We start from the raw sequence: 24,220 nt of genomic DNA, 5'->3' as shown, positions 1-24,220 counted from the left end.
TATTAAAAGCTTTTCAGCGGAACCCCGACACCATGGCGCAGTCCGACATGAAGCAGATCACGGCGATCGTCAAACCCTTCAAGCTCGACGAGGTGCGCGAAGCCCTGTCCGAGCTGGGCGTCAACGGCCTGACCGTCACCGAGGTCAAGGGCTTCGGCCGCCAGAAGGGTCACACCGAGCTGTACCGCGGGGCCGAATACGTGGTGGATTTCCTGCCCAAGATCCGCATCGACGTGGTGGTCGCGGCCGACCAGGCCGAAGGCGTGATCGAGGCCATCATCCGCGCCGCGCGCACCGGCAAGATCGGCGACGGCAAGATCTTCGTCACCCCGGTCGAGCAGGCCGTGCGCATCCGCACCGGCGAAAGCGGCATCGAGGCGCTGTAGATCGGGTCCCGCCGCCTCGTTTCCTCTGCTTGTGCCGTCCGGCTTCAGGGCCGGCGCCGCCCAGCGACCGCCCAGAAGGACGGCAGGAAGTATTCCGCTACCAGCAGCGGCTGTCCCAGGCGCACGAACACCGAATGCCGGGCCAGGATCGCCGCGCCCGTGGCGGCGCCCGTCCAGGTGCCGTCGGCGCGGCGCACCCGCAGCCGGCCGAAGCGGAAGCCGCTGCGCGCGATGCGCGGGTCCCGGTACAGGATGTCGGCCAGCGGGCGCTGGCCCAGGCCGCGCATGGCCTGCCAGACGCCCAGGCTGGCGCGCAGGGGGGTGAAGCTGCAGGCCTGCACGGCGGGGACGCCGTCGATCGTCATGAGGATCTCGCGCCACCAGACCGGGGCGCCGGCCGGCAGCCCGGCCTCTGCGGCCCAGCCGGGCGTCAGGGCCTCGACGGCTTCGCGGCGCACCGTCAGCCGCACCTCGCCCAGGCGGCGCAGTCCCGCAGTCAGGGCGCCGGGCCGCCGCAGCCAGGCCTGCCGCGTCCGGTCCAGTCCGGGTGCGGGTACGCTGCGCCAGGGGCGGGGGAGGGCGGTGTCCGGGGTCATGGAAAGCATGTCTTCGAGGGGCATCACGATAGCATGACCGATGGCGCCCGGCCCGGCCGGGCGGCGCGATACAATGCGCAGCATCATGGAACCCGTCCGAATCTCCAAACTCATGGCCCAGCGCGGCCTGTGCTCGCGGCGCGAAGCCGACGCCTACATCGAACGCGGCTGGGTGCGCGTCGATGGCAGGATCGTCAGCGAACTGGGCACCAAGGCCCTGCCCAGCGCCCGCATCACGCTCGAACGCCAGGCGGCCCGCCGCCAGACCGACAAGGTCACCCTCATCCTGAACAAGCCGGTCGGCTACGTGTCGCATCAGTCGGACAAGGGCTACCGCCTGGCCGTGTCGCTGATCCAGGCGCGCACCCAGTACCGGACGGGCCATGGCGGACCGGCCTTCGATCCCGCGCATCTGCGCGGGCTGGCGCCCGCCGGGCGGCTGGACATCGATTCCCAGGGATTGCTCGTCCTGACGCAGGACGGGCGCATCGCCCGCCAGCTGATCGGCGACGATTCCTCGATCGAAAAGGAATACCTGGTGCGCGTCGAGGGCCGCCTGTCGGCCGGCGGCCTGGCCCTGCTGAACCACGGCCTGTCGCTGGACGGCCAGGCCCTGCGGCCGGCCAAGGTGCAATGGCAGAACGAGGACCAGCTGCATTTCATCCTGCGCGAAGGCCGCAAGCGCCAGATCCGCCGCATGTGCGAGCAGGTCGGACTGAAGGTCGTGGGCCTGAAGCGTGTACGCATGGGCGGCGTCGTGCTGGGCGACCTGCCCGTGGGGCAGTGGCGCTACTTGCGGCCCGGCGAACGTTTCTGAGCCGGCGCGGGCCGGGCGGCGGCGCGCGGCGCGCGGCCTTCGGCCGGCCGCGGCGGCCGGGCCGGCTTTCCGGCGGGCGAGGCGCCGGCGGCGGCGTGGTTCTGCAGCGTATGCCGGGCGTGCTCGTCCTGGGCCAGCGTCTTTTCCAGCCAGGGCAGGGCGGCGCGCAGTTCCTCGTGCAGCGTCCAGGGCGGATTGATGACGAACATGCCGCTGCCGTGCAGGCCCAGGCCGTCGGCCGAGGGCTTGCGCACCGTCAGGGTGGCGTGCAGCCATTCCACCGGCAGCCGTTCCAGGACGCGCGCCATCTCGTGCGCCTGGACGCGCTGCACCAGGGGATACCAGACCGCGAAGCAGCCGGACGCGAAGCGTTCCAGGCCGTCGCGCACCGCCTGCAGGGTGTGGCGGTAGTCCTGCTTGTCCTCGTAGGACGGATCGATCAGGACGATGCCGCGCCGGGTCGGCGGCGGCAGCAGCCGCTTCAGCCCGCCGAAGCCGTCCTCGCGGGCGATGGACACCTGGCGGCGCGAAGTGTCCAGCTGCCGCAGCGTGCTTTCCAGCACTTCGATTTCCGTGGGGTGCAGCTCGAACAGCCGCAGCTTGTCGTGCGGGCGCAGGGCGTGCAGGGCCAGCGCGGGCGAGCCCGGGTAGCGGCTGGCGACGCCGTCGGGATTGAAGTCCTGGACCGCGCGCAGGTAGCGCGCCACCAGTTCGGGCGGCCGGGGCGCGCCCAGCAGCCGGTCCAGCCCGTCGACCACTTCGCCGCTCTGCCCGGCCCATTCGCCGTCCAGGGCGTACAGGCCCGCGCCGGCGTGGGTATCGATCACCCAGTAGGGCGCGTCCTTGCGGTTGAAGTAGTCCAGGATCTGGACCAGGATGGCGTGCTTCAGGACGTCGGCGTGGTTGCCGGCGTGGAAGGCGTGACGGTAGCTGAACATCGCGGCGACCTGCGGGGCTAGCGCGCCAGGCCCGGCGCATCGGCCCGGACGTGGTGCAGTTCGTCGGTGAAGACCGCGTGGCAGCCCCAGCCGAACAGCGTGCGGGCTTGGCCGGGATCGTCCACCGTCCAGACGGCCAGGGTGGCGCCCTGGTCGAGGATGTCGCGCACCGTCGCTTCGTCGGCGTGCTGCACGTCGATGTTCAGGCCGATGCAGCCCAGGCCCTGCTGGCGGACCCGCCAGTCGGCCGGCACCGGGCCTTCGATGAGCAGGGCGCGGGGCAGTTCGGGCGCGGCCGCGCGGGCGGCTTCCAGGGCGGCCTCGGAAAACGACGACAGCAGCGGCGGCAGGGCCGCGCCCGCCCACAGGCGGGCGGCCTCGCGGGCCACGACCGCGCCGGTCGCGGTGTCGTGGCCCGTGGTGGGCTTGATCTCGATGTTGCTGTGGATGCCGCGGGCGCGGGTGCAGCGGGCCACGGCGTACAGGGACGGGGCCGGCTCGCCGGCGAAATCCGCCCCGTGCCAGCCGCCGAAGTCCAGCCGGCCGAGCGCGCGCCAGTCCAGTTCGCTGGCCAGGCCGCGGCCGTTGGAGGTCCGCTCCACCGTGTCGTCGTGCAGCAGGAAGGGCATGCCGTCGCCGCTCAGCTTGACGTCGTATTCCACCATCGAGAATCCGGCGGCGGCGCCTGCGCGCATCGCCGCCAGGGTGTTTTCGGGCGCGAGGCGGCCGCCGCCGCGGTGGGCGATGAAGGCCGGCCAGGGCCAGGCGGGATGGGATGGAGGCATGGGGCGGCGCCGTGAAAGGAGGACAGTCCGCATTTTAGCCAGCGGGGGCGCCCCCCGCCAGGGAAGCCTTGAACGAGCCGGGCCATGGCCGCGCCAGGCCGGGGCTGCGCCGGCCCCCTCGGGCGCGCTGGATGTGCCGGATGCCCCGGATGCCCCGGACATGCCAGATGCGTCGGATGCGTCGGTACGGTGCGGGTCCGCCCCGCCGCCGCCTTGGCGAGACGGTCGGCCGCGGTGGTAAACTGCGGAACATTTCGTTCGCGCGGCCCTGGGGCCGTCAGTCTCCAGCAGGTGAGCCGTTCATGTTCGATTTCATTCGCACGCATCAGCGCCTGATGCAGTTGATCCTTCTGATCCTGGTGGTGCCGTCCTTCGTGTTCCTGGGGATCAGCGGCTATTCCTTCGTCACGGCCGATCCGGCTCTGGTCGAGATCGGCCGGGCCGCGGTCAGCCGCGACGAATTCGTCCAGGCCCAGCGCAATCAGCTGCAGCAGATGCAGGAAAGCAGCCAGGGCCGCTTCGATCCCGCCCTGCTGGACAACCCCCAGGCGCGCCAGGCCCTGCTGGACCAGCTCGTGGACCGCAAGCTGCAGATCGCCGTGGCGACGGAGAACCATTTCAGCGTGTCCGACGGCGCCCTGCGCCGCGCCATCGCCGCCATGCCGCAGCTGCAGGTCGACGGCCAGTTCTCCCCGGACCGCTACCACGAGGTCCTCGCCTCCTACGGCCTGACGCCGCGCGACTTCGAGGCCGGACAGCGCGCCGAGCTGGCCCTGGACCGCGTGCTCGGCCCGGTGCGCGACACGGCCGGCCTGCCGGCCCCGGTGCTCGATGGCCTCAAGCGCGCCCTGACCGAAGAGCGCACCATCCGCCTGCGGGTCTTCAAGGCCGAGGACCACGCCAAGGACGTGCAGGTGTCCGACCAGGACATCCAGGCCTGGTACGACGGCCACCAGGACGCCCTGCGCCTGCCCGAGCAGGTGTCCGCCGATTACCTGGTGCTCGACGAGGCCGCCGCCCTGGCCAGCGTGCCGGCCATCGAGGAAGCCCAGCTCAGGGACTACTACGAGCAGAACAAGGCGCGCTACGTGGTGCCGGCGCGCGTCAGCGTCAGCCACATCCTGATCAAGCTGCCGGCCGGCGCGTCCGACGAGGTCGCCAAGACCGCGCTCGCCAAGGCCGAAGACATCGTCGCCCGCGTCCGCGCGGAGCCGGCCGGCTTCGCCGAACTGGCGCGCAAGGAATCCCAGGATGCCGGCACGGCGCGCGACGGCGGCCGGCTGGGCTGGATCCAGCGCGGCACGCTGCCGCTGGCCATGGAACAGGCCGTCTTCGCCCTCAAGCAGGGCGAAGTCTCCGAGCCCGTGAAGGGCCCCGATGGCTACCACATCTTCATGGCCGACGAAGTCCAGCCCGAGCAGGGCGAATCCTTCGAGCAGGCCCGCGCCAAGGTCGAGGACGAGGTGCGCCGCCAGCTGGCCGCCGACCGCTATGCCGACATGGCGACCAAGCTCACCAGCCTGGTCTACGACAATCCGTCCAGCCTGGAGCCCGCCGCCAAGGAACTCGGCCTGCAGGTCCGCCAGGCCGGCGGGATCGCGCGCGACCGCCTGCTGAGCGCCGACGAGGCGGGTCCGGGCGCGGCCTCCGCCTCGGGCGATTCCGCCATCCTGGGCGACGTGCGCGTGCGCCAGGCCCTGTTCAGCGCCCAGGTCTTCACCGACAAGCAGAATTCCGGCGTGATCGAGATCTCGCCCGACACCATGGCGGTGGTGCGCGTGCGCGAGGCGACGCCCGCGCACGTGCCGCCGCTGGACCAGGTCCGCGACCACATCCGCGCGCAGCTCACCGGCGAGCGCGCCCGGGCCGCCGCCGTGGCCGAGGGCGAGAAGACGCTGGCCGAACTGCGCGCCCAGCCTTCGGCCGAGGGCTTCGGCGAGCCGGCGACGGTCAGCCGCCTGGACCCGGCCGGCCTGTCCAAGGACGTGCTCGACGCCGCGTTCGCCGTCGAGGCGGACAAGACCCTGCCGGCCTTCGGCGGCGTGGCGCTGGCGCACGCCTACGCCATCGTCCAGGTGGACAAGGTCCAGCCCGGCACGACGGACGCGCCCGCGCTCGACGGCCTGGGCCAGCAGATGGCCCGGGTCTGGGGCGGCGTGGAGCAGCAGGCCGTGCTGGCCGAACTGCGCCAGCAGCTGGGCGTCAAGGTCACGGACGAGGGCCGCAGGCTGATCGAGCAGGGAGACGGCGGGTCGAATTGACCGGCGCGGCGCGCCGCGCCTCTTCAGGACGAAGGCCCCGATTCCATCGGGGCCTTCGTCTTTGCGCCCCGGGGACGGGGGCGGGGTGCCGGGCGCTTCGATTCGAGCGTCCCGGTTCGAGCGCCCCGATCCGGCCGCTGTCCTCCATGCGCCGCGACAAGTCCTCCATTCAGGCGCCGCGGCAGGTCCGCCGTTCAGGCGCCGTGGCAGGTCCTGCCCATGTTGTTCTGGATGATCATCTGGTCGGTCGCGTCGGTCCTGCCGTCGTGGTTGAAGTCGTACCAGCTCGACTGGGCGCCGTTCAGCTGGCTCAGCTCCCGCCAGTTGTCCAGGTCCTGCCGGTCCACCACGCCGTCGTGGTTGCCGTCGCCCGGGCAGTTGGTGCTGTCGTAGTTCCAGTGGTAGTCGGCCACGCTGTCGTGCCGCTCCATCTCGGACTTGAGCCGCTCGTAGGCCTGCTGCTGCCCGGGATCCAGCGTGGCGGTGTCCAGCGGCGGGGCGGTGATCGCGGTCAGTTCGCTGCCGTCCCGGTCGAGCGCGGGAGAAGGCACGGCGGTGTCGATCCGGTAGAGCTCGTCCCGGATGTCGAAGCCGGTGGTGCTGTAGCGGTAGGCGCCGGGGTCCGAGGCCGTGCCCATGGCCGGATCGCACTGGTTGCGCGTCTGGCGCACCAGCTTGAAGGTGCCGTCCGTGACCGCCTTGGTGGTGACCGGAAGGAAGGTGGTCGATTCGTTCCGGCCGGCGCGGTACGCCTGGGCCTGGCAGCAGTTGTGGTAGCCCTCCGCCGGCACGCCGCTGGTCTCCGGAGACAGGTTGTCGCCGTACCAGATGCCGCCCTGCGCCAGGCAGACGCCTTTTTGCGGGAACAGGGTCGTGCAGACGTTGTTGGCCGCCGGGATCACGCAGGGGGATTCGTTTTCGGACGAGCCGGCCGCCCTGAAGTTGGTGCCCATTTCCGTGAAGTTGGTGCTGCGGATGCCGGCCTGGTCGGCCTGGGTCAGGTAGGCCAGCATGGGCTGCGCGTCGAGCGTCTGGCCGGCCGGAATGCCGGTGTCCGCGTCGGCGCCCGCGATCTCGGCGAACAGCCGGTACAGGTCCACCGAGCCCACCATGTGCGGCACCTCGCGCCCGGGCGAGGCGACCATCGGACCGGCCACCAGCAGCGGCACCCACACGCCGGTCTGGTAGGGCGAGGCCTTGGCGCGCGTGGGATCGAAGCGGCCCGGCGCGGTGAACTTGACGCTGTTCACGTAGGTGCCGTTGTCGCCCATGATCACGACGAGGGTGTTGGTCCGCTCGGGATGGTAGTCCAGTGTGCCGTCGTCCTTGTATCTGGCCAGGCCCAGGCCCACCAGCAGGTCGCCGATCTTCCTGTCCACGGCCTCGATCATGAGGTTGGTGATGAGATGGCCGTCGATCAGGTCGGTGGCCTGCGTCAGTCCCGGCGTGCGCTCCGAGTCGGCCAGGGGCGAGCACACCAGATTGTCGTCGCGTCCCGGCGTGTCCTGCGCGATCAGCGCGACGGGCGGCACCTGCAGGGGCGTGTGGATGGCCGAGTAGCCCACGGTCAGCATCCAGGGCCGGTCGGCGGGCTGCTGCCCGGCCCAGGCGAGGGCGCGGTCGGTTTCCAGGATGCTGCGGTAGCCGCGCGAGGATGGGTCGGAGGCCGGCACGACATAGCCGCCGCCGTTGGCCGAGCTTTTCACCCATCGTCCCGTGTAGTAGCCGTTCTGCGCCTCGAAGTCGATGTAGGCGGGCGCGCTGGCCTGGCAGGACTGGCCCGGATCGAGGATGCCGCCGCGTTCCATGCAGGTGCGGCCCGGCGTGACGACGTCGCCGCCGACCGCCAGTTGCGTGCAGCCGCCGCCGGCGAAGTAGCAGGCGCCGGCATCGGCGCCGTTGACGGCGTCGATGCGCCGCGTCGGGACGAAGCCGCATTTGTAGGGGCCGCTGTCGACGTCGGCGCCTTGGGTCGCCAGGCCCGCCCGGGTGTCGATGTTGTAGGGCGCGCCGTCCAGGAAGCCGTCGAAATGGTCCCAGCCCAGCTTCCACATGCTGTCGTAGCCGTGCGGCAGGTTGAATGCGCCGTTCAGGTCCGAGCCCGTCAGGTGCATCTTGCCGATCAGGGCGCTGGTGTAGCCCTCCGTTTTCAGGAGCTTGGGCAGCGTCATCTCGTAGGGCGAGGGCGCGGAATTGGCCAGGTCGGTCGCCACCAGCGCGTTCAGCACGTTGGTCTGGGACGGATAGCGTCCGGTGAAGAAGGTGGCCCGCGTGGGGGTGCAGTCGGGCATGGCCCAGGCGTTGCGGAACAGCACGCCGGCGCGGGCGATGGCGGTCATGTTGGGGGTCCGGGCCGGAGCGGCGCCGCCGTAGCCGTAGGCCGTCATCTGGTCCACGCCCAGGTCGTCGAGCACGATGAAGAGGATGTTCGGCTTGGCCGAGGCGACCGGGCCGTCGGGCGCGGACGAGCCGGAACCGGAGTCGGAGCAGGCCGCCAGCAGCGCGGCGGCCGCCAGGGTCGCGGAGAGCAGGGGCCGGGCTTGTCTTTGAGTCATGATGGGCGCTCCTCGTGTGCGGCCGGAATGACAAACCGGCCCGGCCGTGACAAACTAAAAAAACGGTGACAATGAATAAAATATTCAAGATTGAAGATTAAAGGCCGGCCCGCCGCCGGCCTATACCATGAAAAGGGTAGGGGCGATGGAATCTGGCAGCGGATGTCCGGATGCCGGCATGGACCGGAGCGGCGAGGCGGCGTGCTGCCGGGTGCTGCTGCTCGAGGACGACGCGGCCTTGCGGCGGCGCTTCGAGACGATCCTGACGGGCTGGCGGGGCGGCCGCCTGGTCGCGGCCTGCGGCACCCTGGCCGCGGCGATGGCCGTCCTGCGCAGCGAACCGGTCGACCTGCTCATCACCGACCTGCGCCTGCCGGACGGCCATGGCATCCAGGGCATCCGGCATCTGCGCGCCCTCCATCCCCGGGCAGAGGCCATGGTGATCTCCGTGCTGGCCGACAAGGAGGTCGTGATCGCGGCCATCGAGGCCGGCGCGACCGGCTATCTGCTCAAGGACGTCGGCCCCGACGAGCTGATCGCGGCCATCGAGGAACTGCTCGCCGGCGGCTCGCCGATTTCCTCCTCGATCGCGCGGGTCATCGTGCAGCGGCTGGGCGGGCAGGGGCCGCCCGTCCGCGACCGGGGGCCGGGCCCGCCCGGCGAGGCGGCGCTGCTCACGCCGCGCGAAACGGAAATCCTGCTGAGCATCGCCAAGGGGCTGACCTATGCCGACGTGGCCGAGCAGCTCGGCCTGTCGCGCCAGACCGTGCCCGTGCACATCAAGAACATCTATCGCAAGCTGCAGGTGGGCAACCGCTCCGAGGCGGTGTTCGAGGCTTCGCGCCTGGGCCTGATATGGCTCTGAGCCGGCGCTGGCCCGGCATCGTGCTGACGGTCCTGGCGATGGCGGCGGCCTGTTCGCCGCTGTGGCTGACGCTGCCCGTGCCGCGGCATGCCCTGGTCATCGACCAGGCCCGGTTCACGGCGGCGCCCGGCGACGAGCCCGGGTGGGTGGCGCTGCCCCACGCGCAGGACCGCCACCGGGCGCGGAGCCGCTACCGCGCGGTCTTCGAGCTGGACGAGGCGCCCGCGCAGCCGCTCCATCTCCTCGTGCCCACGTTCAGCTATCGCGCGGTCATCGCCCTGGACGGCGACCGCATGTTGGACACGGGCGCCGATTCCCTGGTGCCGGGCATCACGCTGGGCGCTTCGGCGCTGGTGCCGCTGTCGGAACGCCATCTGAGTCCGGGCCGCCACGAGATCGACATCCTGCTCGAAGCGCCGGGCGTCGCGCGCGGCTACCTGTCGGCCCTGTACGTGGGCACCGCGCAGCAGATCCTGCCGTACCACAGGCTCAGGGTCCTGGTATTCGAGCACTCGCGCATGATGGTGCTGGCCTGCCAGCTGCTGCTGGCCATCGCCACCCTGATGATCTGGATCTACCGGCCGCGGGAATCCCTGTACGGCTGGCTGTTCCTGCTGCTGCTGGTGTCCACGGCCTCGTACGCGGGCCTGCTGGCCGACATCGTGCCCGACGTGTCCGCCTGGCTGCCGTATGCCTTCACCGTCAGCATGTCGAGCGTCTTCATCCTGCACGTGATCGCGCTGAAGATCAACGGCACCGTGCCGCCGGCGTGGCTGCGCGCCTGCGTGGCGGCCGTGCCCGGCGCGTGCCTGCTGGCGCTGGCGGCGGGCGTGGCGCCGGCGCGCACCCTGGTGCTGGGCGTGGTGGCGCCCATCCTGGTGTTCTCGCCGCTGGTCACGGTCGCCCTCTCGGCCTGGGGTGCCTTCGTCCGGAAGGTGCCGGAGGCCTGGCTGCTCCTGCTGCCCCTGTGCCTGTTCTCGCTGGCCACCCTGCACGACGGCGCGATCGTCGCCGGCCTGCTGGACGGCCCGGTCTTCCTGTCGATCTATTACCGCCAGCTGCTGCTGGTGGCGATCGCGGCGATCCTCATGCGCCGCCTGGGCCTGAGCCTGACGCGCCTGGACGGCGCCAACGCCCACCTCAAGCAGCGGCTGGCCGAGCGCGAGGCCGAACTGCACCGGCTGTACGAAGAAGAGCGCGGCAAGGCCGCGTGCCGCGTGCGCAGCGAGGAACGCCACCGGCTGACGGTGGACCTGCACGACGGCCTGAGCGGCCACCTGGCCTCGATCATCGCGCTGGCCGAGCGCGAGCGGTCGGCGGGCATCGAGCGCACGGCGCGCGAGGCGCTCGACGATCTGCGTCTGGTGATCCATTCGCTGGATATCGGCGACCGCGAGCTGGTGGCCGCGCTCGCCGGCCTGCGCGAGCGGCTCGAACCCCGGCTCAGGCGCCTGGACGTGGCGCTGGACTGGTCGATGGCGCGCCTGCCCGAGGTGTCCGGCGTCACGCCGACCTCCGCCCTGAACGTGCTGCGCATCGTGCAGGAGGCGGTCACCAACGCCCTGCGGCACGGCCCGGCCACCCGCATCGCGGTGCGCGGCCTCGCCGGCCCGCGGGGCGAGGCGCTCATCGTCATCGACAACGACGGCGTCCCTTACACGGAGGCGGATGCCGGGGGCGCGGGCCTGCGGAACATGCGCCGGCGCGCGGCCTCCCTGGGCGGCGCGCTGCGCATCGAGGCGCTGGCGGACGGGACGCGGGTCACGCTGACGCTGCCGCCCCGGCTGCCAGGGGACGCTGAAGGCTGAGGCGGCCTGGATTCCCCACGTCGCGGCCTGCAGGCCGCTCCGATTCGGCCGGCGGGGCTCGTCTTGGGGTGTGGCATCCCTCCACGTCGCGGCCTGCAGGCCGCTCCGATTCGGCCGGCGGGGCTCGTCCTGGGATGTGGCATCCCTCCACGTCGCGGCCTGCAGGCCGCTCCGATTCGGCCGGCACAGGACAGTCCGCAGGGACTGTCCTGTGTCCGGCCTCATCCCTTCGCCCGGACGATTTTCTGGACTTGGGGGACGTGCCGGATGGCGCGGATGACCTGGGCCAGGTGCTTGCGGCTGTCGACCTGCACCATGATGTTGAGCAGGGCCGTGGAGGCGGCCTCGTCGGGCATGGTGAGCTGGATGATGTTGGAGTCGGCCTCGGTGATTTCCGCGGCCAGGCGGCCCAGCACGCCGCGCTCGTTCAGCACGGTCAGTTCCAGGCGCGTGGTCAGGTGCCGGGCGGTGTTGGTGTCCCAGATGACCGGGATCCAGCGCTCCGGCTCGCGCGCCTGCTGACGCTTGGCCACCGGGCAGTCGCTCATGTGCACCACCAGCCCGTGGCCCAGGCGGATGCCGCCGATGATCGCGTCGCCCGGCAGCGGGCCGCAGCAGGGCGCCAGCTGCACCGCCTGGCCCTCGTTGCCGTGGATCACGATGGGCGCGCTGGTGACGGACGTGAATTCGTCCACCGCCATGGCGGTGGTTTCCAGCATGGCGTTTTCCGGGGCGAAGCGGCGCGCCACCACGGCGGCCAGGCGCTTGCCCAGACCGATGTCGGCCAGGATCTCCGTGCGCGAGGCCCCGCCCGAACCCTTGGCCAGCCGTTCCCACTGAGGATCGTCGTCCTTGGGGTAGGGGATGGAGAGCTGGTCGAAAGCCTGGTTGAGCAGCCGGCGGCCGAAGGCCACGGATTCCTCGTAGCGCTCGTTGCGCAGGTAATGGCGGATTTCCGAGCGCGCGCGGCCCGTGCGCACGTAGTTCAGCCACTGGGCGCTGGGGCGCGAGGCGGCCGAGGTGATGACTTCCACCGCGTCGCCGCTGTGCAGCTCGGTGCGCAGCGGCGAGAATTCGCCGTTGATCTTGCAGGCCACGGCGTGGTTGCCGACGTCCGTGTGGATCGCGTAGGCGAAGTCCACCGGCGTGGCGCCGCGCGGCAGCGACAGGATCTTGCCCTGGGGAGTGAACACGTAGACCGCGTCGGGGAACAGGTCGACCTTGACGTGCTCAAGGAACTCGCCCGAATCGCCCGTCTGGCTCTGGATGTCCAGCAGGGACTGCAGCCACTGGTGGGTGCGTTTCTGCAGATCGTTGAGCGAGGTGCCCTGCTCCTTGTAGAGCCAGTGGGACGCCACGCCTTCCTCGGCCACGTGGTCCATGTCGCGGGTGCGGAACTGGAATTCCACCGGCGTGCCGTAGGGGCCGACCAGGGTGGTGTGCAGGGACTGGTAGCCGTTGATCTTGGGGATGGCGATGTAGTCCTTGAACTTGCCGGGCACCGGCCGGTACAGCTGGTGCAGCGTGCCCAGGGCCAGGTAGCATTCCGGCAGCGTGTGGACGATGACGCGGAAGCCGTAGATGTCGAGCACGTCGGAAAACGACTTCTTCTGCTCGACCATTTTCTTGTAGATGCCGTAGAGCGACTTTTCCCGGCCGCTGACTTCCGCGTCCAGGCCGGCGGCGGGCAGGGCGGCGCGCACCGCCTCGGCGATCTTCGAGATGACCTCGCGGCGGTTGCCGCGCGCCGCCATCATGGCCTTGTGCAGGACGACGTAGCGGTTCGGGTAGATGGCCTTGAAGCAGCGGTCCTGGAGTTCGCGGAACAAGGCGTTCAGGCCCAGCCGGTGCGCGATCGGGGTGTAGATTTCCAGGGTTTCGCGCGCCACGCGGCGGCGCTTTTCGGGGTTGACCGCATCCAGCGTGCGCATGTTGTGCAGCCGGTCGGCGAGCTTGATGAGGATCACGCGCACGTCGCGCGCCATGGCCAGCAGCATCTTGCGGAAGGATTCCGCCTGCTGTTCGGCCTTGGTGGCGTATTCCAGGCGTTCGAGCTTGGTGAGGCCGTCGACGATCTCGGCGACCTCGCCGCCGAATTTCTCGGCCAGTTCCTGCTTGCTGACGCCCTGGTCCTCGATCACGTCGTGCAGCAGGGCGGCCATCAGTGAGTCGGCGTCGAGCTTCCAGCCGGCGCAGATCTCGGTGACGGCGATGGGGTGGGAAATGTACGGCTCGCCGCTGGCGCGGAACTGCCCCAGGTGGGCGTTGTCGGCGAAGCGGTAGGCTTCCCGGATCCGCTCGATGTCGCGCGGGCCGAGGTAGCCGGAGACGATCTGGTTGAGCCCGGCCAGCGAGGCGATCGGGCTGGGCGCGGGTTCGGATTGCGGGGCGGGCGCCGTGTGCGGCTTGCGCCGCCGCAGGCGGGGACCCTTGCGCAGGACGGCGAGCAGTCCCGAGGACGCGCCGCGCAAACCTGAAAACGCCATGGCCCGCCCCGCCGGATCAGGTGGGGACTTTGCGCAGCATCTCGGTGCCGACCAGCCCCTGGGCGATTTCGCGCAGCGCGGTGACCGTGGGCTTGTTGTGGCTCTGGATGCGGGGCTCGTGTCCCTGGGCCAGTTCGCGGGCGCGATAGGTCGCGACCAGCGTCAGGTCGAAGCGATTGGGGACTTTTTCGAGGCAGTCTTCTACGGTGATGCGGGCCATGGGTGTCCTGGTTCAGGAAGCGGTTGACAGGGGTTTGCGGATGCCCAGCTGGGTGAACAGGTCGGCGTGCCGGACGGATTGCGCCGTATAGCGCAGCCGCGCCGCGCAGATCACGTGCCGCAGCTGTTCCAGTGCAAGGCTAAATTCTTGATTAATAATAACATATTCACAATCGGAGGCATGCGCCATCTCGCCGCCCGCCGCGAGCAGCCGGCGGGCGATGACCTGGGGCGCGTCCTGGCCGCGCTTTTTCAGGCGGGCTTCCAGGGCCTCGATCGAGGGCGGCAGGATGAAGATGCCGATCGCCTGGGGATAGTGGCGGCGCACCTGCAATGCGCCCTGCCAGTCGATCTCCAGGATGATGTCGGTGCCGCCGTCCAGGGCCTGCTCGACCCGGTCGCGGGGCGTGCCGTAGAAATTGCCGTGCACTTCCGCCCATTCCAGCATGTCGCCGCGGTCGCGCATCGCCTGGAAGGTTTCCACGGACACGAAGCGGTAGTGCTTCTTGTCTTCTTCGCCGGGGCGGGGAGTGCGGGTGGTGCAGGAAATGGACAGCGCCAGGCTGGCGTCCTTTTCCAGCAGGGCATTGACCAGGCTGGACTTGCCCGCCCCGCTGGGGGCGACCACCATGAAGATATTGCCGGAAGACTGTGTCATGTCGCGTTCGAGTCGGCGCGCGGGGATGCCGGGCCGGGCTGGCCGAGCTCGGCCAGCGCCTCGGCGTAGGCCTGCGGGCCCGTGCACAGGAAGACGATGGCGTCGCCCGGATTCAGGTTGAAGAGCACGTCCTGGATCTGCTCGGAGGCGTCGTCGCCGTCGTGGATCGCGGCGACGTGGACGTCACCGTCCCCCTGGAACTGCTCGGCCGGGACCAGCTCGGCCACCTGCTCGACGTCGGCTTCGCGCTGGGCCACGTAGACGCGGAAGGACAGGTCTTCCAGGGTGATGTCCAGGACCAGCCCACGGTCCAGATGGGAGATCAGTCGGCTTTCGAGCGGCATGGGCATGGGGAACGTGGGACGAGTCCTCGATTATAGACGCTTTGCCGGCGTGGCCCGGGTCCGGGGGGCGGGCACGGCGCCCGCCGGGGCGCGCCACGCGGCCTGATTGCCCGCAGGCATGGCTGGGCAGGGCCGGGCTGCGCAGGGCCGGGTTGTGGAGATTGTGCGGGGCGGTGCCTCCCGCCGTCGTGCGTCAGGCGAGACCGAAGGTGGCCACCACCGGCGCATGGTCCGAGGGCTTGTCCCAGCCGCGCGGCGCCTTGTCCACCGTGCATTCGAGGCAGCGCGCCGCCAGCGCCGGCGTCGCCAGGATGTGATCGATGCGCAGGCCGGCGTTGCGCCGGAAGCCCATCTGGCGGTAATCCCACCAGCTGAAGGTGCGCGGCGGCTGGTCGAACAGGCGGAACGTGTCCTGCAGGCCCAGGCCCAGCAGGTCGCGGAAGGCCTGGCGCTCGGGATCGGAGACCAGGATGCCGCCGGCCCAGGCGGCCGGGTCGTGCACGTCCTCGTCGGCCGGGGCCACGTTGTAGTCTCCCAGGATCGCCAGTTCCGGGTGGCGGTCCATTTCCTCGCCCAGCCAGCCGCGCAGCGCCTGGAACCAGTCCAGCTTGTAGGCGTATTTGTCGCAGCCCACCGCCTGGCCGTTGGGGCAGTAGGCGCTGACGACGCGCACCAGCCGCCCGTCCGGGCCGGGCAGGGTGGCGGCGATGATGCGCTGCTGGGGGTCGTCGTAGCCGGGGATGTTGCGCTGCACGTCCAGCAGCGGCGTCCTGCTCAGGATCGCCACGCCGTTGTAGGTCTTCTGCCCCGCCCAGCAGGCGTGGTAGCCGGCGTCCAGCAGGGCTTCGCGCGGGAATTTTTCGTCCGGCAGCTTCAGTTCCTGCAGGCACAGCGCGTCGACCGGATTGGCCCGCAGCCAGTCCAGGACGTGGCCCAGGCGGACGTTCAGGGAATTGACGTTCCAGGTGGCGAGTTTCATGGTATGAGGATTTGCTTTTTGGCTACCCAGTTTCAGGGCATTGGAAGATGCGGCGTCCGGAAGCGCGGATGCCGCTATGGTATCAGCCAGGTCGCCTGGTCCCGCCTGTTGGCCATGAACGGGGAATGGGCGCCGCCCGGACGCGGCCGCGCTGATCCAGCTCAGGGTGTCAACCAAGGTGGACATGAGGCTCACGTCTGATGGTGTTCGCGGTGCTGTTCATGGGCCCGCAGCATCGGCTGATCGAATACGCCGAAATGTTCCGAGGCACCATCGCCGGCGCATCGGTGTATCTGCGCCGGCTGGTTGGGGCGCTCGGGGTTGTGCGTCCATAGCCAGCAGAGCCGGCCCGCTGTCCAACAGGACTGATAGGTCCGGTCTGCAGCGCCCCCCTCAGCGTCCCCCATGCCCCAGCCGGGGCGCCGCCGGGGCCGGCAGGGCGGCGGAGGACCGCGCGGCAACCGGGCCTCCCTGGTCCTTCAGGCGGAAGGTGGCGACCAGGCGCGCCAGGGTGTCGGCCTGCTCCTGCAGGCTGGAGGCCGCGGCGGCGGATTCCTCCACCAGGCTGGCGTTCTGGCGCGTGACGTCGTCCATCTGCGTGACGGCGGCATTGATCTCCTCGATGCCGGTGGTCTGCTCGCGGCTGGCCGCGCTGATCTCGCCCATGATGTCGGTGACGCGGTTGATGCTGTCGACGATGTCCTGCATCGTGGCCCCGGCGCGCGAGGCCTGCTCGTTGCCCTTGGCGGTCGATTCGACCGAGGTGTCGATCAGGCCCTTGATCTCCTTGGCCGCGCCGGCCGAGCGCTGGGCGAGCGCCCGCACCTCGGAGGCCACCACGGCGAAGCCGCGGCCCTGTTCGCCGGCGCGCGCGGCCTCGACCGCGGCGTTCAGCGCCAGGATGTTGGTCTGGAAGGCGATGGAGTCGATCACGCCGATGATGTCGGCGACCTGCTGGGACTTGGTGTTGATCTCGCTCATGGTGGAGACCAGCTCGGCGACGATGGCCCCGCCGTCGGTGGCGGTCTTGGCGGCCGAGGCGGCCAGGGTGTTGGCCTGCTGGGCGTTGTCGGCGTTCTGGCGCACGGTGGCGGTAATTTCCTCCATCGTGGCGGCGGTCTCGGCCAGGGAGCTGGCCTGCTGCTCGGTGCGCGAGGACAGGTCCAGGTTGCCGGCGCTGATCTGCGCCGAGGCCGAGGCGATGGAATCGGCGCCGGCGCGCACGTCCTGCACGGTCTGCTGCAGGCTGATCATCATGTCGTGCAGGGTGTGTTCCAGCACGGTGATTTCGTCCTTGCCCTGGGGCGTGACGTCATGGTCCAGGTCGCGCTGGGCGACGAGGCCGGCCAGTGCCACGGCCTGCTTCAGCGGACGGGCGATGGAGCGGTTGATGCGCCAGGCGAGGAGAATGCCACAGGCCAGCGCCAGGACGGCCGCCAGCGCCACGAGGACCAGCGTCCGCTGGCCGGCCCGCTGGCTCTCGGCGAACAGCTGTTGTTCGCGTTCCCGCTGGAAGGTGTAGAGCGCGTCGATCGACTCCTGGTAGGCGGCGATCAGGCCGGGCATGTCCTGCAGGAAGAATGTGTTGGCTTTTTCGACGTCGCCCTTCTTCTGGTCCTCGATGGCGGTCTTGCGCTGGCCGGTATAGTTCTTGCGGGCCTGCAGCACTTTCTCGTACAGGGCCCGCCCCTCGGCGGTCTGGAGCAGCGTGCCGATCTGGTCCTGCAGGGAGGTGATGTTCTTCGAGGTGGCCGCCATCTTCGCCTGGATGGCCTCGCGCGCCGCGGGGTCCGGGATGTGCGTCAGGGCGAGCGTGCGTTCGCCGTTGACTTCGACGGAGCGGGCCCATTGCAGGATCTTGGCATTGATTTCGTTGCGGACCTGGACGGTCTCGCCGTTCTCCAGGTTTTTCTGCGTTTCCAGGACACCCAGGCTGGCGAGCAGTACGGTGATCAGGATCAGGATGCCGAATCCGAGCGAAAGTCTGGTGCTGATTTTGATGTTGCGCATGCTCATGGCGGCTCCTTGGCGGCTGACGCAGAACGGCGCAGGGCATGCCGGCGCCGTTTTATGCTGAAACAGAATGAAATAACGTTATCTTTAACATGGATAAAAATCCGAGAGTGTGCCGAAATGGACCCGGGAAGCGGGACAATTAGGCGTTAAGAGGTTTCCGGGGGCCCGCGGCGCCGGACGCGGCCTTTCCCGGTGCCCTATACTTTGAGCATGAATCTCCCTGCGTCGAGACGGCCGTTGCGCGCCCTGTGCCCGCCCTGGATCTGGACCTTGTGTCTGGCCCTGGCGCTGCGCGCGCTGGTGCCGGCGGGCACCATGCTCGACGTCGAGGCCCGGGACGGCATGTTTCCGGGCCTGGTGCTGTGCCCGGTGCAGAATCCGGGCCTGTCGATGGCCGGCCACCATCCAATGGACGGCCATCCTCATCCCGACGACCGTCCGCAATCCCAGGCCTGCCCCTTGTGCCTGCTGGCTCAGCATGCCGGCGGTCCACCCCTGCCGACGGCCGTATCCATGCCGGTCCTGGCGGCGCTGGCCGCGGTCCTCCCGGCCGCGCCCGCCGCCGCCGCCGTGCCGCCCGTCTCGCGCGTGCGCGGCGCGCCGCTCGGCTCGCGCGCGCCGCCCCCGCCCTTCGCTTTCGTTTAAGAAACCTCCGGACCCGTTGCGCGGTTTTCCGATCCCGCTCGTCCGTTTTTTCGTCCACGATTCATCCGAAAGGCATCTTCATGAAATTCACTCTTGCCGCGGGCCTGATGGCCCTGCTCGGCCTGGCCACGGCCGCCCAGGCCCACGTCACCCTCGAAACGACCCAGGCCGCCGCCGGCAGCTACTACAAGGCGGTGCTGCGCGTCGGCCACGGCTGCGATGGCGCCGATACTACCCGGCTGCGCGTGCGCATCCCCGACGGCGTGCTGGCGGCCAAGCCGCAGCCCAAGGCCGGCTGGACCCTGGACCTGACCCAGGGCAAGTACGAGCAGCCCCAGACCCTGCACGGCGCGCCGGTGGAAAGCGGCGTGCGCGAGATCAGCTGGAGCGGCGGCCTGCCCGACGCCTACTACGACGAGTTCGTCTTCCGCGCCTACCTGTCGGACGCCCTCAAGCCCGGCCAGACCGTGTATTTCCCGGTCGTTCAGGAATGCGGCCAGAGCGTGTCGCGCTGGATCGACACCTCGGGCGATCCGGATGCGAAAGGCCCCGCGCCGGGCGTGAAGATCGTGGCGCCCGCCCATGAGGGAGAGGGCGGCGGCCACGGTCATCACCATTGAAGGCCGCTCACCTCCTGGCCGCCTGCCTGCTGATGTGGGGCCAGGCGGTCTGGGGGCATGCCGCGCTGGTGTCGGCCGATCCGGCGCCCGGCGCCGTGCTCGACCGGGCGCCGGGCGCCGCCGTGCTGATGTTCAACGAACCCGTCAGCGTCACCGCGCTGCGCCTGCTCGGCCCCGAAGGCCCGCCCGTGGACGTGAAGCCGGAGCAGACCGGAGGCAGCCGGATCCGCGTGCCGCTGCCCGGCGGCGCGGGGCGCGGCGCCTACCTGCTCAGCTGGCGCGTCGTGTCGGCGGACGGGCATCCCGTGGGCGGCGCGCTGGATTACACGGTCGGCCCGGCGGCCGGCCCGGCCGCCGCTTCGGCCAGGGCGGGCGCGGCCGAGTCGCCGCCCGCCGCGCGCCAGGCGGCCATCTGGCTGGGCCGCTGGCTGGGCTACGCCTGCCTGTTCGCCTGCGTGGGCGCGGCCTTGTTCCGTACGCGGAATCCCTCGGACCGCCAGGCCTGGGCCCGTCCCCTGGTCTGGCTCGGTCTGGGCCTGCTGCCCGTGAACCTGGGGCTGCAGGGGCTGGACCTGCTGGACCTGCCCCGGTCAGCCCTCGCAGGCTGGCCGGCCTGGGCGGCCGCTCTGGACAGCCGCTATGCCTGGACGCTGGGCCTGACCGCCCTGGCCCTGCTGGCCTCGGCGGCGGCCTTGCGCGCCCGCCGGCCCGGCATGGTGCGCGGGTGCGCGGGCGCGGGCCTGGCGCTGGCGGGCGTGGCGCTCGCCGCCAGCGGCCATGCCGGCACGGCGCCGCCCCAGTGGCTGTCGCGCCCCCTGGTGGTGCTGCACGTAGCGACGGCGGCGGCCTGGCTGGGCGCGCTCGTGCCGCTGCTCAGGCTGCTCGGCGCCGGGGGAGGCGGGCGGGCCGGTCTGGCGCCCCTGGCCTGGTTCTCCCGCTGGATCACGTCCGTCGTGCTCGTCCTGCTGGCGAGCGGGGCGGGGCTGGCGCTGCTGCAGCTGGACCGGCCCGGAGACTTGTGGCGTACGTCCTACGGCATCGTCCTGAGCGCGAAGCTGGTTCTGGTGTGCGGACTGCTCGCCCTGGCGGCGTTCAACCGCTGGCGCTGCACCGGCCCGGCCCTGGCGGGCGAGGCGGCAGCCCGCGCGCGCCTGCGGCGCAGCATCCAGGTGGAAACGGCCGTCGCCGTGGTCTTGCTGGGAGTGGTGTCGCTCTGGCGCTTCACGCCGCCGCCGCGCAGCCTGGACGCCGCCGTGGCCGAGTCCGCTCCCCGGCCCGATGAGGGCACGGCCTCCTTCATGCTGTCCAATGATCGGGCGCATGCCCTGCTGACGCGCTCCGGCGGCGCGTGGCTCGTCGCCTTGAGCGATCCGTCGGGCCAGCCGCTCGCGGCCGAGGGGCTGACGCTGGCGCTGAGCAATCCGCAGGCCGGCATCGAGCCGCTGCGCCGCGAGGCCCGCCGCCTGCCCGACGGGCGCTGGCGCGTCGAGGCGGGCTCCCTGCCCGCGTCCGGCGCCGGACACTGGCGGCTGAGCATGGAGATCCTGGTGAACGATTTCGAGCAGGTGACGCTGGAGGGGGTGCTGCCGCCCTGAGCCGCCTTGGGTTAAGGTATGCGGGTGCGGATCGGCGGGATGGGCATCGGGGGACGGGAATATTTCCATGCCGGTGCTGCAATAGATGCCCGAGCCCTTTAGAATCTCCGGTTCGGAGACCCCCGCATTCATAAAAGGCCTGACATGAGCTCACTCCAGAAAGAAATCGATGAACGCACCAACCTGGCCGGCACCAACCGGTTTGAACTGCTGCTGTTTCGCCTGGGGACGGATGCCGTCCTGGGCCAGTCCGAGCTCTTCGGCATCAACGTCCTGAAGGTCCGCGAAATCGTGACCATGCCGGCCATCACGCCGATCGCGGGGGCGCCGAAGTTCTCGCTCGGCGTGGTGCACCTGCGCGACCAGGTGATCCCGGTGTACGACCTGCCCGGCATCATCGGCTGCAAGCTGGCGGCCGCGCCGACCCTGATGCTGGTCACGGAATACGCCCGCACGACCCAGGCGTTCACGGTCGAGTCGGTCGAGGACATCGTGCGGCTGGACTGGAACCAGGTCATCTCCGCCGAAAACACCGGCACGGGCCCCAGCCTGATCACCAGCATCGCCCGCCTGACCGAGGGCAGCGGCGACGAGGCGCGCCTGGCCCAGGTGCTGGACGTCGAGGCCATCCTGCAGGCCATCACGCCCGAGGAAAACCGCCACCAGGTCGATCCCAAGGAAGTCGGCGACAAGTTCGCCCTGAAGCCGGGCACCGTGGTGCTGGTGGCCGACGATTCCTTCGTGGCCCGCGCCCTCATGGAGCAGACCCTCAAGGCCATGGGCGTCCCCTACGAGATGACCAAGTCCGGCCAGGAGGCCTGGAACCGCCTGAACACCCTGGCCGCCAACGCCGAGGCCGAGGGCAAGACCATCCACGACAAGGTCTGCCTGATGCTGACCGACCTGGAAATGCCCGAAATGGACGGCTTCACGCTGACGCGCAACATCAAGCAGGACGCCCGCTTCAGCGCCATGCCGGTGGTGATCCACTCGTCCCTGTCGGGCTCGGCCAACGAGAACCACGTGCGCAGCGTCGGCGCCAACGGCTACGTGCCCAAGTTCTCCGCCGAGGAACTGTCCAGCGCCATCCGCAAGGCGCTGGGACGTTGATTTTTACCGCCGGGCCGCCCCAAGTAAAAACGCCCCCCTGGGGGGCAGCAAGCCGAAGGCGCAGCGTGGGAGCATTCTCATTATAGGAATCGATATGCAAGACATCGTCATCGTGGAAGCCTGCCGCACCGCCATCGGAGATTTCGGCGGAGGGCTGAAGGACGTCGCCCCCTGCGAACTGGGCGAACTCGTGGTGCGCAACGTGCTGGAACGCGCGGGCGTGGCGGCGGCCGAGGTCGGCCACGTCGTCTTCGGCCACGTGATCAACACCGAGCCGCGCGACATGTACCTGTCGCGCGTGGCGGCGCTGAACGCGGGCATCCCGCAGGCCGTGCCGGCCTTCAACGTCAACCGCCTGTGCGGTTCGGGCCTGCAGGCGATCGTGTCCGCCGCCCAGGTGCTGATGCTGGGCGACGCCGAAGTCGCCATCGGCGCGGGCGCCGAAAGCATGAGCCGCGCGCCCTACGTGGCGGTGGGCCAGCGCTGGGGCTCGCGCATGGGCGATTCGCGCCTGGTGGACATGATGACGGGAGCGCTGTCCTGCCCGTTCGAGAAATACCACATGGGCGTCACGGCCGAGAACGTGGCGCAGAAATACGGCATCAGCCGCGAGGACCAGGACGCCCTGGCGCTGGAATCGCACCGGCGCGCAGCCCATGCCATCGAGCAGGGCCATTTCAAGCAGCAGATCGTGCCGGTGACGCAGAAGACCCGCAAGGGCGAAGTCGTGTTCGACCAGGACGAGCACGTGCGCTTCGACGCCACCCCCGAGAGCTTCAGCAAACTGAAACCCGTCTTCGCCAAGGAGAACGGCACTGTCACGGCGGGCAATGCGTCCGGCCTGAACGACGGCGCCGCCGCCGTGCTGCTGATGACCGAGCAGGCCGCCCGGGCCCGCGGGCTGACGCCCATGGCGCGCCTGGTGTCCTACGGCCACGCCGGCGTGGACCCGCAATACATGGGCATCGGCCCGGTGCCGGCCACGCGCAACGCGCTGGCGCGCGCCGGCCTGACGCTGGACCAGATCGACGTGATCGAGGCCAACGAAGCCTTCGCCGCGCAGGCCTGCGCGGTGTCCCGCGAACTGGGCTTCGATCCGGCCAAGGTCAATCCCAACGGCAGCGGCATCAGCCTGGGGCACCCGATCGGCGCCACGGGCGCCCTGATCACGGTCAAGGCGCTGCACGAGCTGCGGCGCGTCCAGGGCCGCCATGCCCTGGTCACCATGTGCATCGGCGGCGGCCAGGGCATCGCCGCCATCTTCGAGCGCCTGTAGTGGCGCGGCCGCGCGCCGCCCGGGACGCCCGGCGGCCGGCCGCCGAGGCCATCGAGGCCGACCTGCCGACCCTGTCGGAAGAGGGCGGCATCCGTTACCTGCATTTCAATTCGGAATGGATCCAGGGGGCGATGCGCATCGCCCGCCCCTCCGAACTGGTGCTGGCCTACACCCAGCAGATGATGGCCTGGCTGCTGTTCGCGCCGTCCGGCCCGCGCGATCGCGTCGGCATCCTGGGGCTGGGGGCGGGGTCGCTGCTGCGCTTCACCCTGCGGCATACGCGCTCCCCGGTGGATACGGTCGAGCGCAATCCCGCCGTCACCGCCCTGTGCCGGGCGTTCTTCCGCCTGCCGGGCAGCGCGCGCTCGGTCATCGATCATGCCGATGCGCGCGACTGGGTGGCCGAGCCGGGGCGGGCGGGGCGTTACCGCGCGCTGATGGTGGACCTGTACGACAGCCGGGCCGAAGGCCCGGTGTGCGGCGATCCGGAGTTCTACCGCGACTGCCACCGGATCCTGGACGAGCCGGGCGTGATGAGCGTGAACCTCTTCGGCCGCCACGAGAGCTTCGAGGAAAACCTGCGCGGCATCCGCGCGGCCTTCGGCGGGCGCGTGCTGTGCCTGCCGGAGATCGACGAGGGCAACACGGTGGCCCTGGCTTTCAAGGGCGACGCCCTGGACCTGTCGCGCCAGGACCTGCTGGACCGGGCCGAACGGCTGGAATCGCGCACCGGCCTGCCGGCGCGCCGCTGGGCGCGGTCGCTGCTGATCGGCGCCTGAGCTCCGTTTTGGGGTATGGCCCTCGCTGATTTGGGGTATGCATACCCCACACTGTGCTGGCTGGGCTCGGCACCCTGGGTTTGGTACTGCTGGGCGCCTCCTGGCAACAAACCGCTTGGCAACAAACCGCTTGGCAACAAAAAAGCCGTATCTCATTGAGAATACGGCTTTTCTTGGCGGGGCTTGGCGCCCCGGGCTTGCACCCCTTGCATGAATTCTGGTAGGCAGTACTGGATTCGAACCAGCGACCTCTACGATGTCAACGTAGCGCTCTAACCAACTGAGCTAACCGCCTTCAGGAAAGAAAAGCATTATAGAGTGGGCGCTGGGCACTGTCAAACGAGCCAGGCCGCGAATGGGCCGCCATGGGGTCGCCCGGAGGCCGACTTGGGCATATGGCGGGAAACCCACACCTGTTGGCATACCCATGAACATTTCGCGGTTGAAACAAGTTTCTACGATAAAATTCGCCGCAGTCTCCG

The 24,220-nt window shown here is 70.1% G+C and carries 21 protein-coding genes, 1 tRNA gene and 1 pseudogene; 12 read left to right on the top strand and 11 right to left on the bottom strand.

The features are described from left to right. Positions 1–47 precede the first annotated feature (47 nt). The gene (locus HNR28_RS08410; protein WP_043686455.1) at positions 48–386 is read left to right on the top strand and encodes a P-II family nitrogen regulator; all 339 of its coding nucleotides are present in this window, start codon (positions 48–50) and stop codon (positions 384–386) included. 44 nt (positions 387–430) lie between these two features. Here the strand turns inward: HNR28_RS08410 and HNR28_RS08405 are convergent, their stop codons facing one another. Then, positions 431–982: a chorismate--pyruvate lyase family protein gene (locus HNR28_RS08405; RefSeq protein WP_151025601.1), complete on the bottom strand. Its 552-nt coding sequence runs from the start codon at positions 980–982 to the stop codon at positions 431–433. 85 nt (positions 983–1,067) lie between these two features. Here HNR28_RS08405 and HNR28_RS08400 point away from each other — a divergent pair, with 85 nt between their 5' ends. Further along, positions 1,068–1,799: a pseudouridine synthase gene (locus HNR28_RS08400; RefSeq protein ID WP_151025600.1), complete on the top strand. Its 732-nt coding sequence runs from the start codon at positions 1,068–1,070 to the stop codon at positions 1,797–1,799. Here the strand turns inward: HNR28_RS08400 and HNR28_RS08395 are convergent. Both HNR28_RS08395 and ugpQ read right to left on the bottom strand, forming a co-directional pair. Beyond that, positions 1,772–2,737, bottom strand: coding sequence for a 23S rRNA (adenine(2030)-N(6))-methyltransferase RlmJ (locus tag HNR28_RS08395; RefSeq protein ID WP_184142751.1), 966 nt, complete (start codon positions 2,735–2,737; stop codon positions 1,772–1,774). The two genes, HNR28_RS08400 and HNR28_RS08395, sit on opposite strands and share 28 nt — an antisense overlap. 17 nt (positions 2,738–2,754) lie before the next feature. Then, positions 2,755–3,522 (bottom strand): glycerophosphodiester phosphodiesterase, encoded by a 768-nt coding sequence (ugpQ, locus tag HNR28_RS08390; RefSeq protein ID WP_151024303.1) that lies wholly within the window; start codon positions 3,520–3,522, stop codon positions 2,755–2,757. Positions 3,523–3,824: 302 nt separating this feature from the next. On the opposite strand from ugpQ, the gene HNR28_RS08385 reads away from it, so the two are divergent. Then, complete coding sequence (locus HNR28_RS08385; protein WP_151024304.1) at positions 3,825–5,783, top strand: SurA N-terminal domain-containing protein; 1,959 nt, start codon at positions 3,825–3,827, stop codon at positions 5,781–5,783. A gap of 194 nt (positions 5,784–5,977) precedes the next feature. Here HNR28_RS08385 and HNR28_RS08380 read toward each other — a convergent pair whose 3' ends face one another. Next, entirely contained in the window at positions 5,978–8,338 is a 2,361-nt protein-coding gene (locus HNR28_RS08380) for a sulfatase-like hydrolase/transferase (protein ID WP_151024305.1), read from the bottom strand. A gap of 178 nt (positions 8,339–8,516) precedes the next feature. Between HNR28_RS08380 and HNR28_RS08375 the strand changes: the two genes are divergently transcribed. Both HNR28_RS08375 and HNR28_RS08370 read left to right on the top strand, forming a co-directional pair. Beyond that, the gene (locus HNR28_RS08375) at positions 8,517–9,203 is read left to right on the top strand and encodes a response regulator (protein ID WP_151024306.1); all 687 of its coding nucleotides are present in this window, start codon (positions 8,517–8,519) and stop codon (positions 9,201–9,203) included. Next, entirely contained in the window at positions 9,194–11,011 is a 1,818-nt protein-coding gene (locus HNR28_RS08370) for a sensor histidine kinase (protein WP_151024307.1), read from the top strand. Before HNR28_RS08375 ends, HNR28_RS08370 begins: the two co-directional genes overlap by 10 nt. A 221-nt stretch (positions 11,012–11,232) precedes the next feature. Here the strand turns inward: HNR28_RS08370 and HNR28_RS08365 are convergent, their stop codons facing one another. The 5 genes from HNR28_RS08365 to xth form a co-directional block, all read right to left on the bottom strand. Next, the gene (locus HNR28_RS08365) at positions 11,233–13,497 is read right to left on the bottom strand and encodes a RelA/SpoT family protein (protein WP_043682102.1); all 2,265 of its coding nucleotides are present in this window, start codon (positions 13,495–13,497) and stop codon (positions 11,233–11,235) included. Positions 13,498–13,513: 16 nt separating this feature from the next. Continuing rightward, entirely contained in the window at positions 13,514–13,717 is a 204-nt protein-coding gene (gene rpoZ, locus HNR28_RS08360) for a DNA-directed RNA polymerase subunit omega (protein ID WP_043682105.1), read from the bottom strand. A gap of 12 nt (positions 13,718–13,729) precedes the next feature. Then, the gene (gene gmk, locus HNR28_RS08355) at positions 13,730–14,374 is read right to left on the bottom strand and encodes a guanylate kinase (RefSeq protein WP_043682108.1); all 645 of its coding nucleotides are present in this window, start codon (positions 14,372–14,374) and stop codon (positions 13,730–13,732) included. After that, positions 14,371–14,724, bottom strand: a complete 354-nt coding sequence (locus tag HNR28_RS08350) for a hypothetical protein (protein WP_242404291.1) — start codon at positions 14,722–14,724, stop codon at positions 14,371–14,373. The genes gmk and HNR28_RS08350 overlap by 4 nt, the downstream gene beginning before the upstream one ends. A gap of 187 nt (positions 14,725–14,911) precedes the next feature. Beyond that, positions 14,912–15,697, bottom strand: a complete 786-nt coding sequence (gene xth, locus HNR28_RS08345; RefSeq protein ID WP_151024308.1) for an exodeoxyribonuclease III — start codon at positions 15,695–15,697, stop codon at positions 14,912–14,914. 203 nt (positions 15,698–15,900) lie between these two features. Between xth and HNR28_RS08340 the strand changes: the two are divergent. Continuing rightward, positions 15,901–16,005: pseudogene (locus HNR28_RS08340) on the top strand (DNA repair protein RadC); the annotation flags it as partial. An 85-nt stretch (positions 16,006–16,090) separates the two neighbouring features. Here the strand turns inward: HNR28_RS08340 and HNR28_RS08335 are convergent. Continuing rightward, a complete protein-coding gene (locus HNR28_RS08335) occupies positions 16,091–17,707 on the bottom strand; it encodes a methyl-accepting chemotaxis protein (RefSeq protein WP_184142748.1) in 1,617 nt (538 codons plus the stop codon). Between the two features lie 243 nt (positions 17,708–17,950). On the opposite strand from HNR28_RS08335, the gene HNR28_RS08330 reads away from it, so the two are divergent. From HNR28_RS08330 to HNR28_RS08305, 6 genes are all read left to right on the top strand, one after another. After that, a complete protein-coding gene (locus HNR28_RS08330; RefSeq protein ID WP_184142745.1) occupies positions 17,951–18,358 on the top strand; it encodes a DUF2946 family protein in 408 nt (135 codons plus the stop codon). An 80-nt stretch (positions 18,359–18,438) separates the two neighbouring features. Beyond that, positions 18,439–18,978, top strand: coding sequence for a YcnI family copper-binding membrane protein (locus tag HNR28_RS08325; protein WP_052355715.1), 540 nt, complete (start codon positions 18,439–18,441; stop codon positions 18,976–18,978). After that, entirely contained in the window at positions 18,975–20,573 is a 1,599-nt protein-coding gene (locus HNR28_RS08320; protein ID WP_184142742.1) for a copper resistance CopC/CopD family protein, read from the top strand. The genes HNR28_RS08325 and HNR28_RS08320 overlap by 4 nt, the downstream gene beginning before the upstream one ends. A 144-nt stretch (positions 20,574–20,717) precedes the next feature. Beyond that, the gene (locus HNR28_RS08315; RefSeq protein ID WP_043682119.1) at positions 20,718–21,683 is read left to right on the top strand and encodes a chemotaxis protein; all 966 of its coding nucleotides are present in this window, start codon (positions 20,718–20,720) and stop codon (positions 21,681–21,683) included. A gap of 94 nt (positions 21,684–21,777) precedes the next feature. Continuing rightward, positions 21,778–22,959: an acetyl-CoA C-acyltransferase family protein gene (locus tag HNR28_RS08310; RefSeq protein WP_170288455.1), complete on the top strand. Its 1,182-nt coding sequence runs from the start codon at positions 21,778–21,780 to the stop codon at positions 22,957–22,959. Beyond that, complete coding sequence (locus HNR28_RS08305) at positions 22,959–23,738, top strand: class I SAM-dependent methyltransferase (protein ID WP_043682126.1); 780 nt, start codon at positions 22,959–22,961, stop codon at positions 23,736–23,738. The genes HNR28_RS08310 and HNR28_RS08305 overlap by 1 nt, the downstream gene beginning before the upstream one ends. A 218-nt stretch (positions 23,739–23,956) precedes the next feature. Here HNR28_RS08305 and HNR28_RS08300 read toward each other — a convergent pair. Continuing rightward, a tRNA-Val gene (locus tag HNR28_RS08300) sits at positions 23,957–24,033 on the bottom strand. Positions 24,034–24,220 lie beyond the last annotated feature (187 nt).

This window comes from Castellaniella defragrans (assembly GCF_014203015.1).
Taxonomy (GTDB): domain Bacteria; phylum Pseudomonadota; class Gammaproteobacteria; order Burkholderiales; family Burkholderiaceae_B; genus Castellaniella; species Castellaniella defragrans.
The sequence above is the reverse complement of the archived record's forward strand: the minus strand, read 5'-3'. Positions and strand labels throughout refer to the sequence as shown.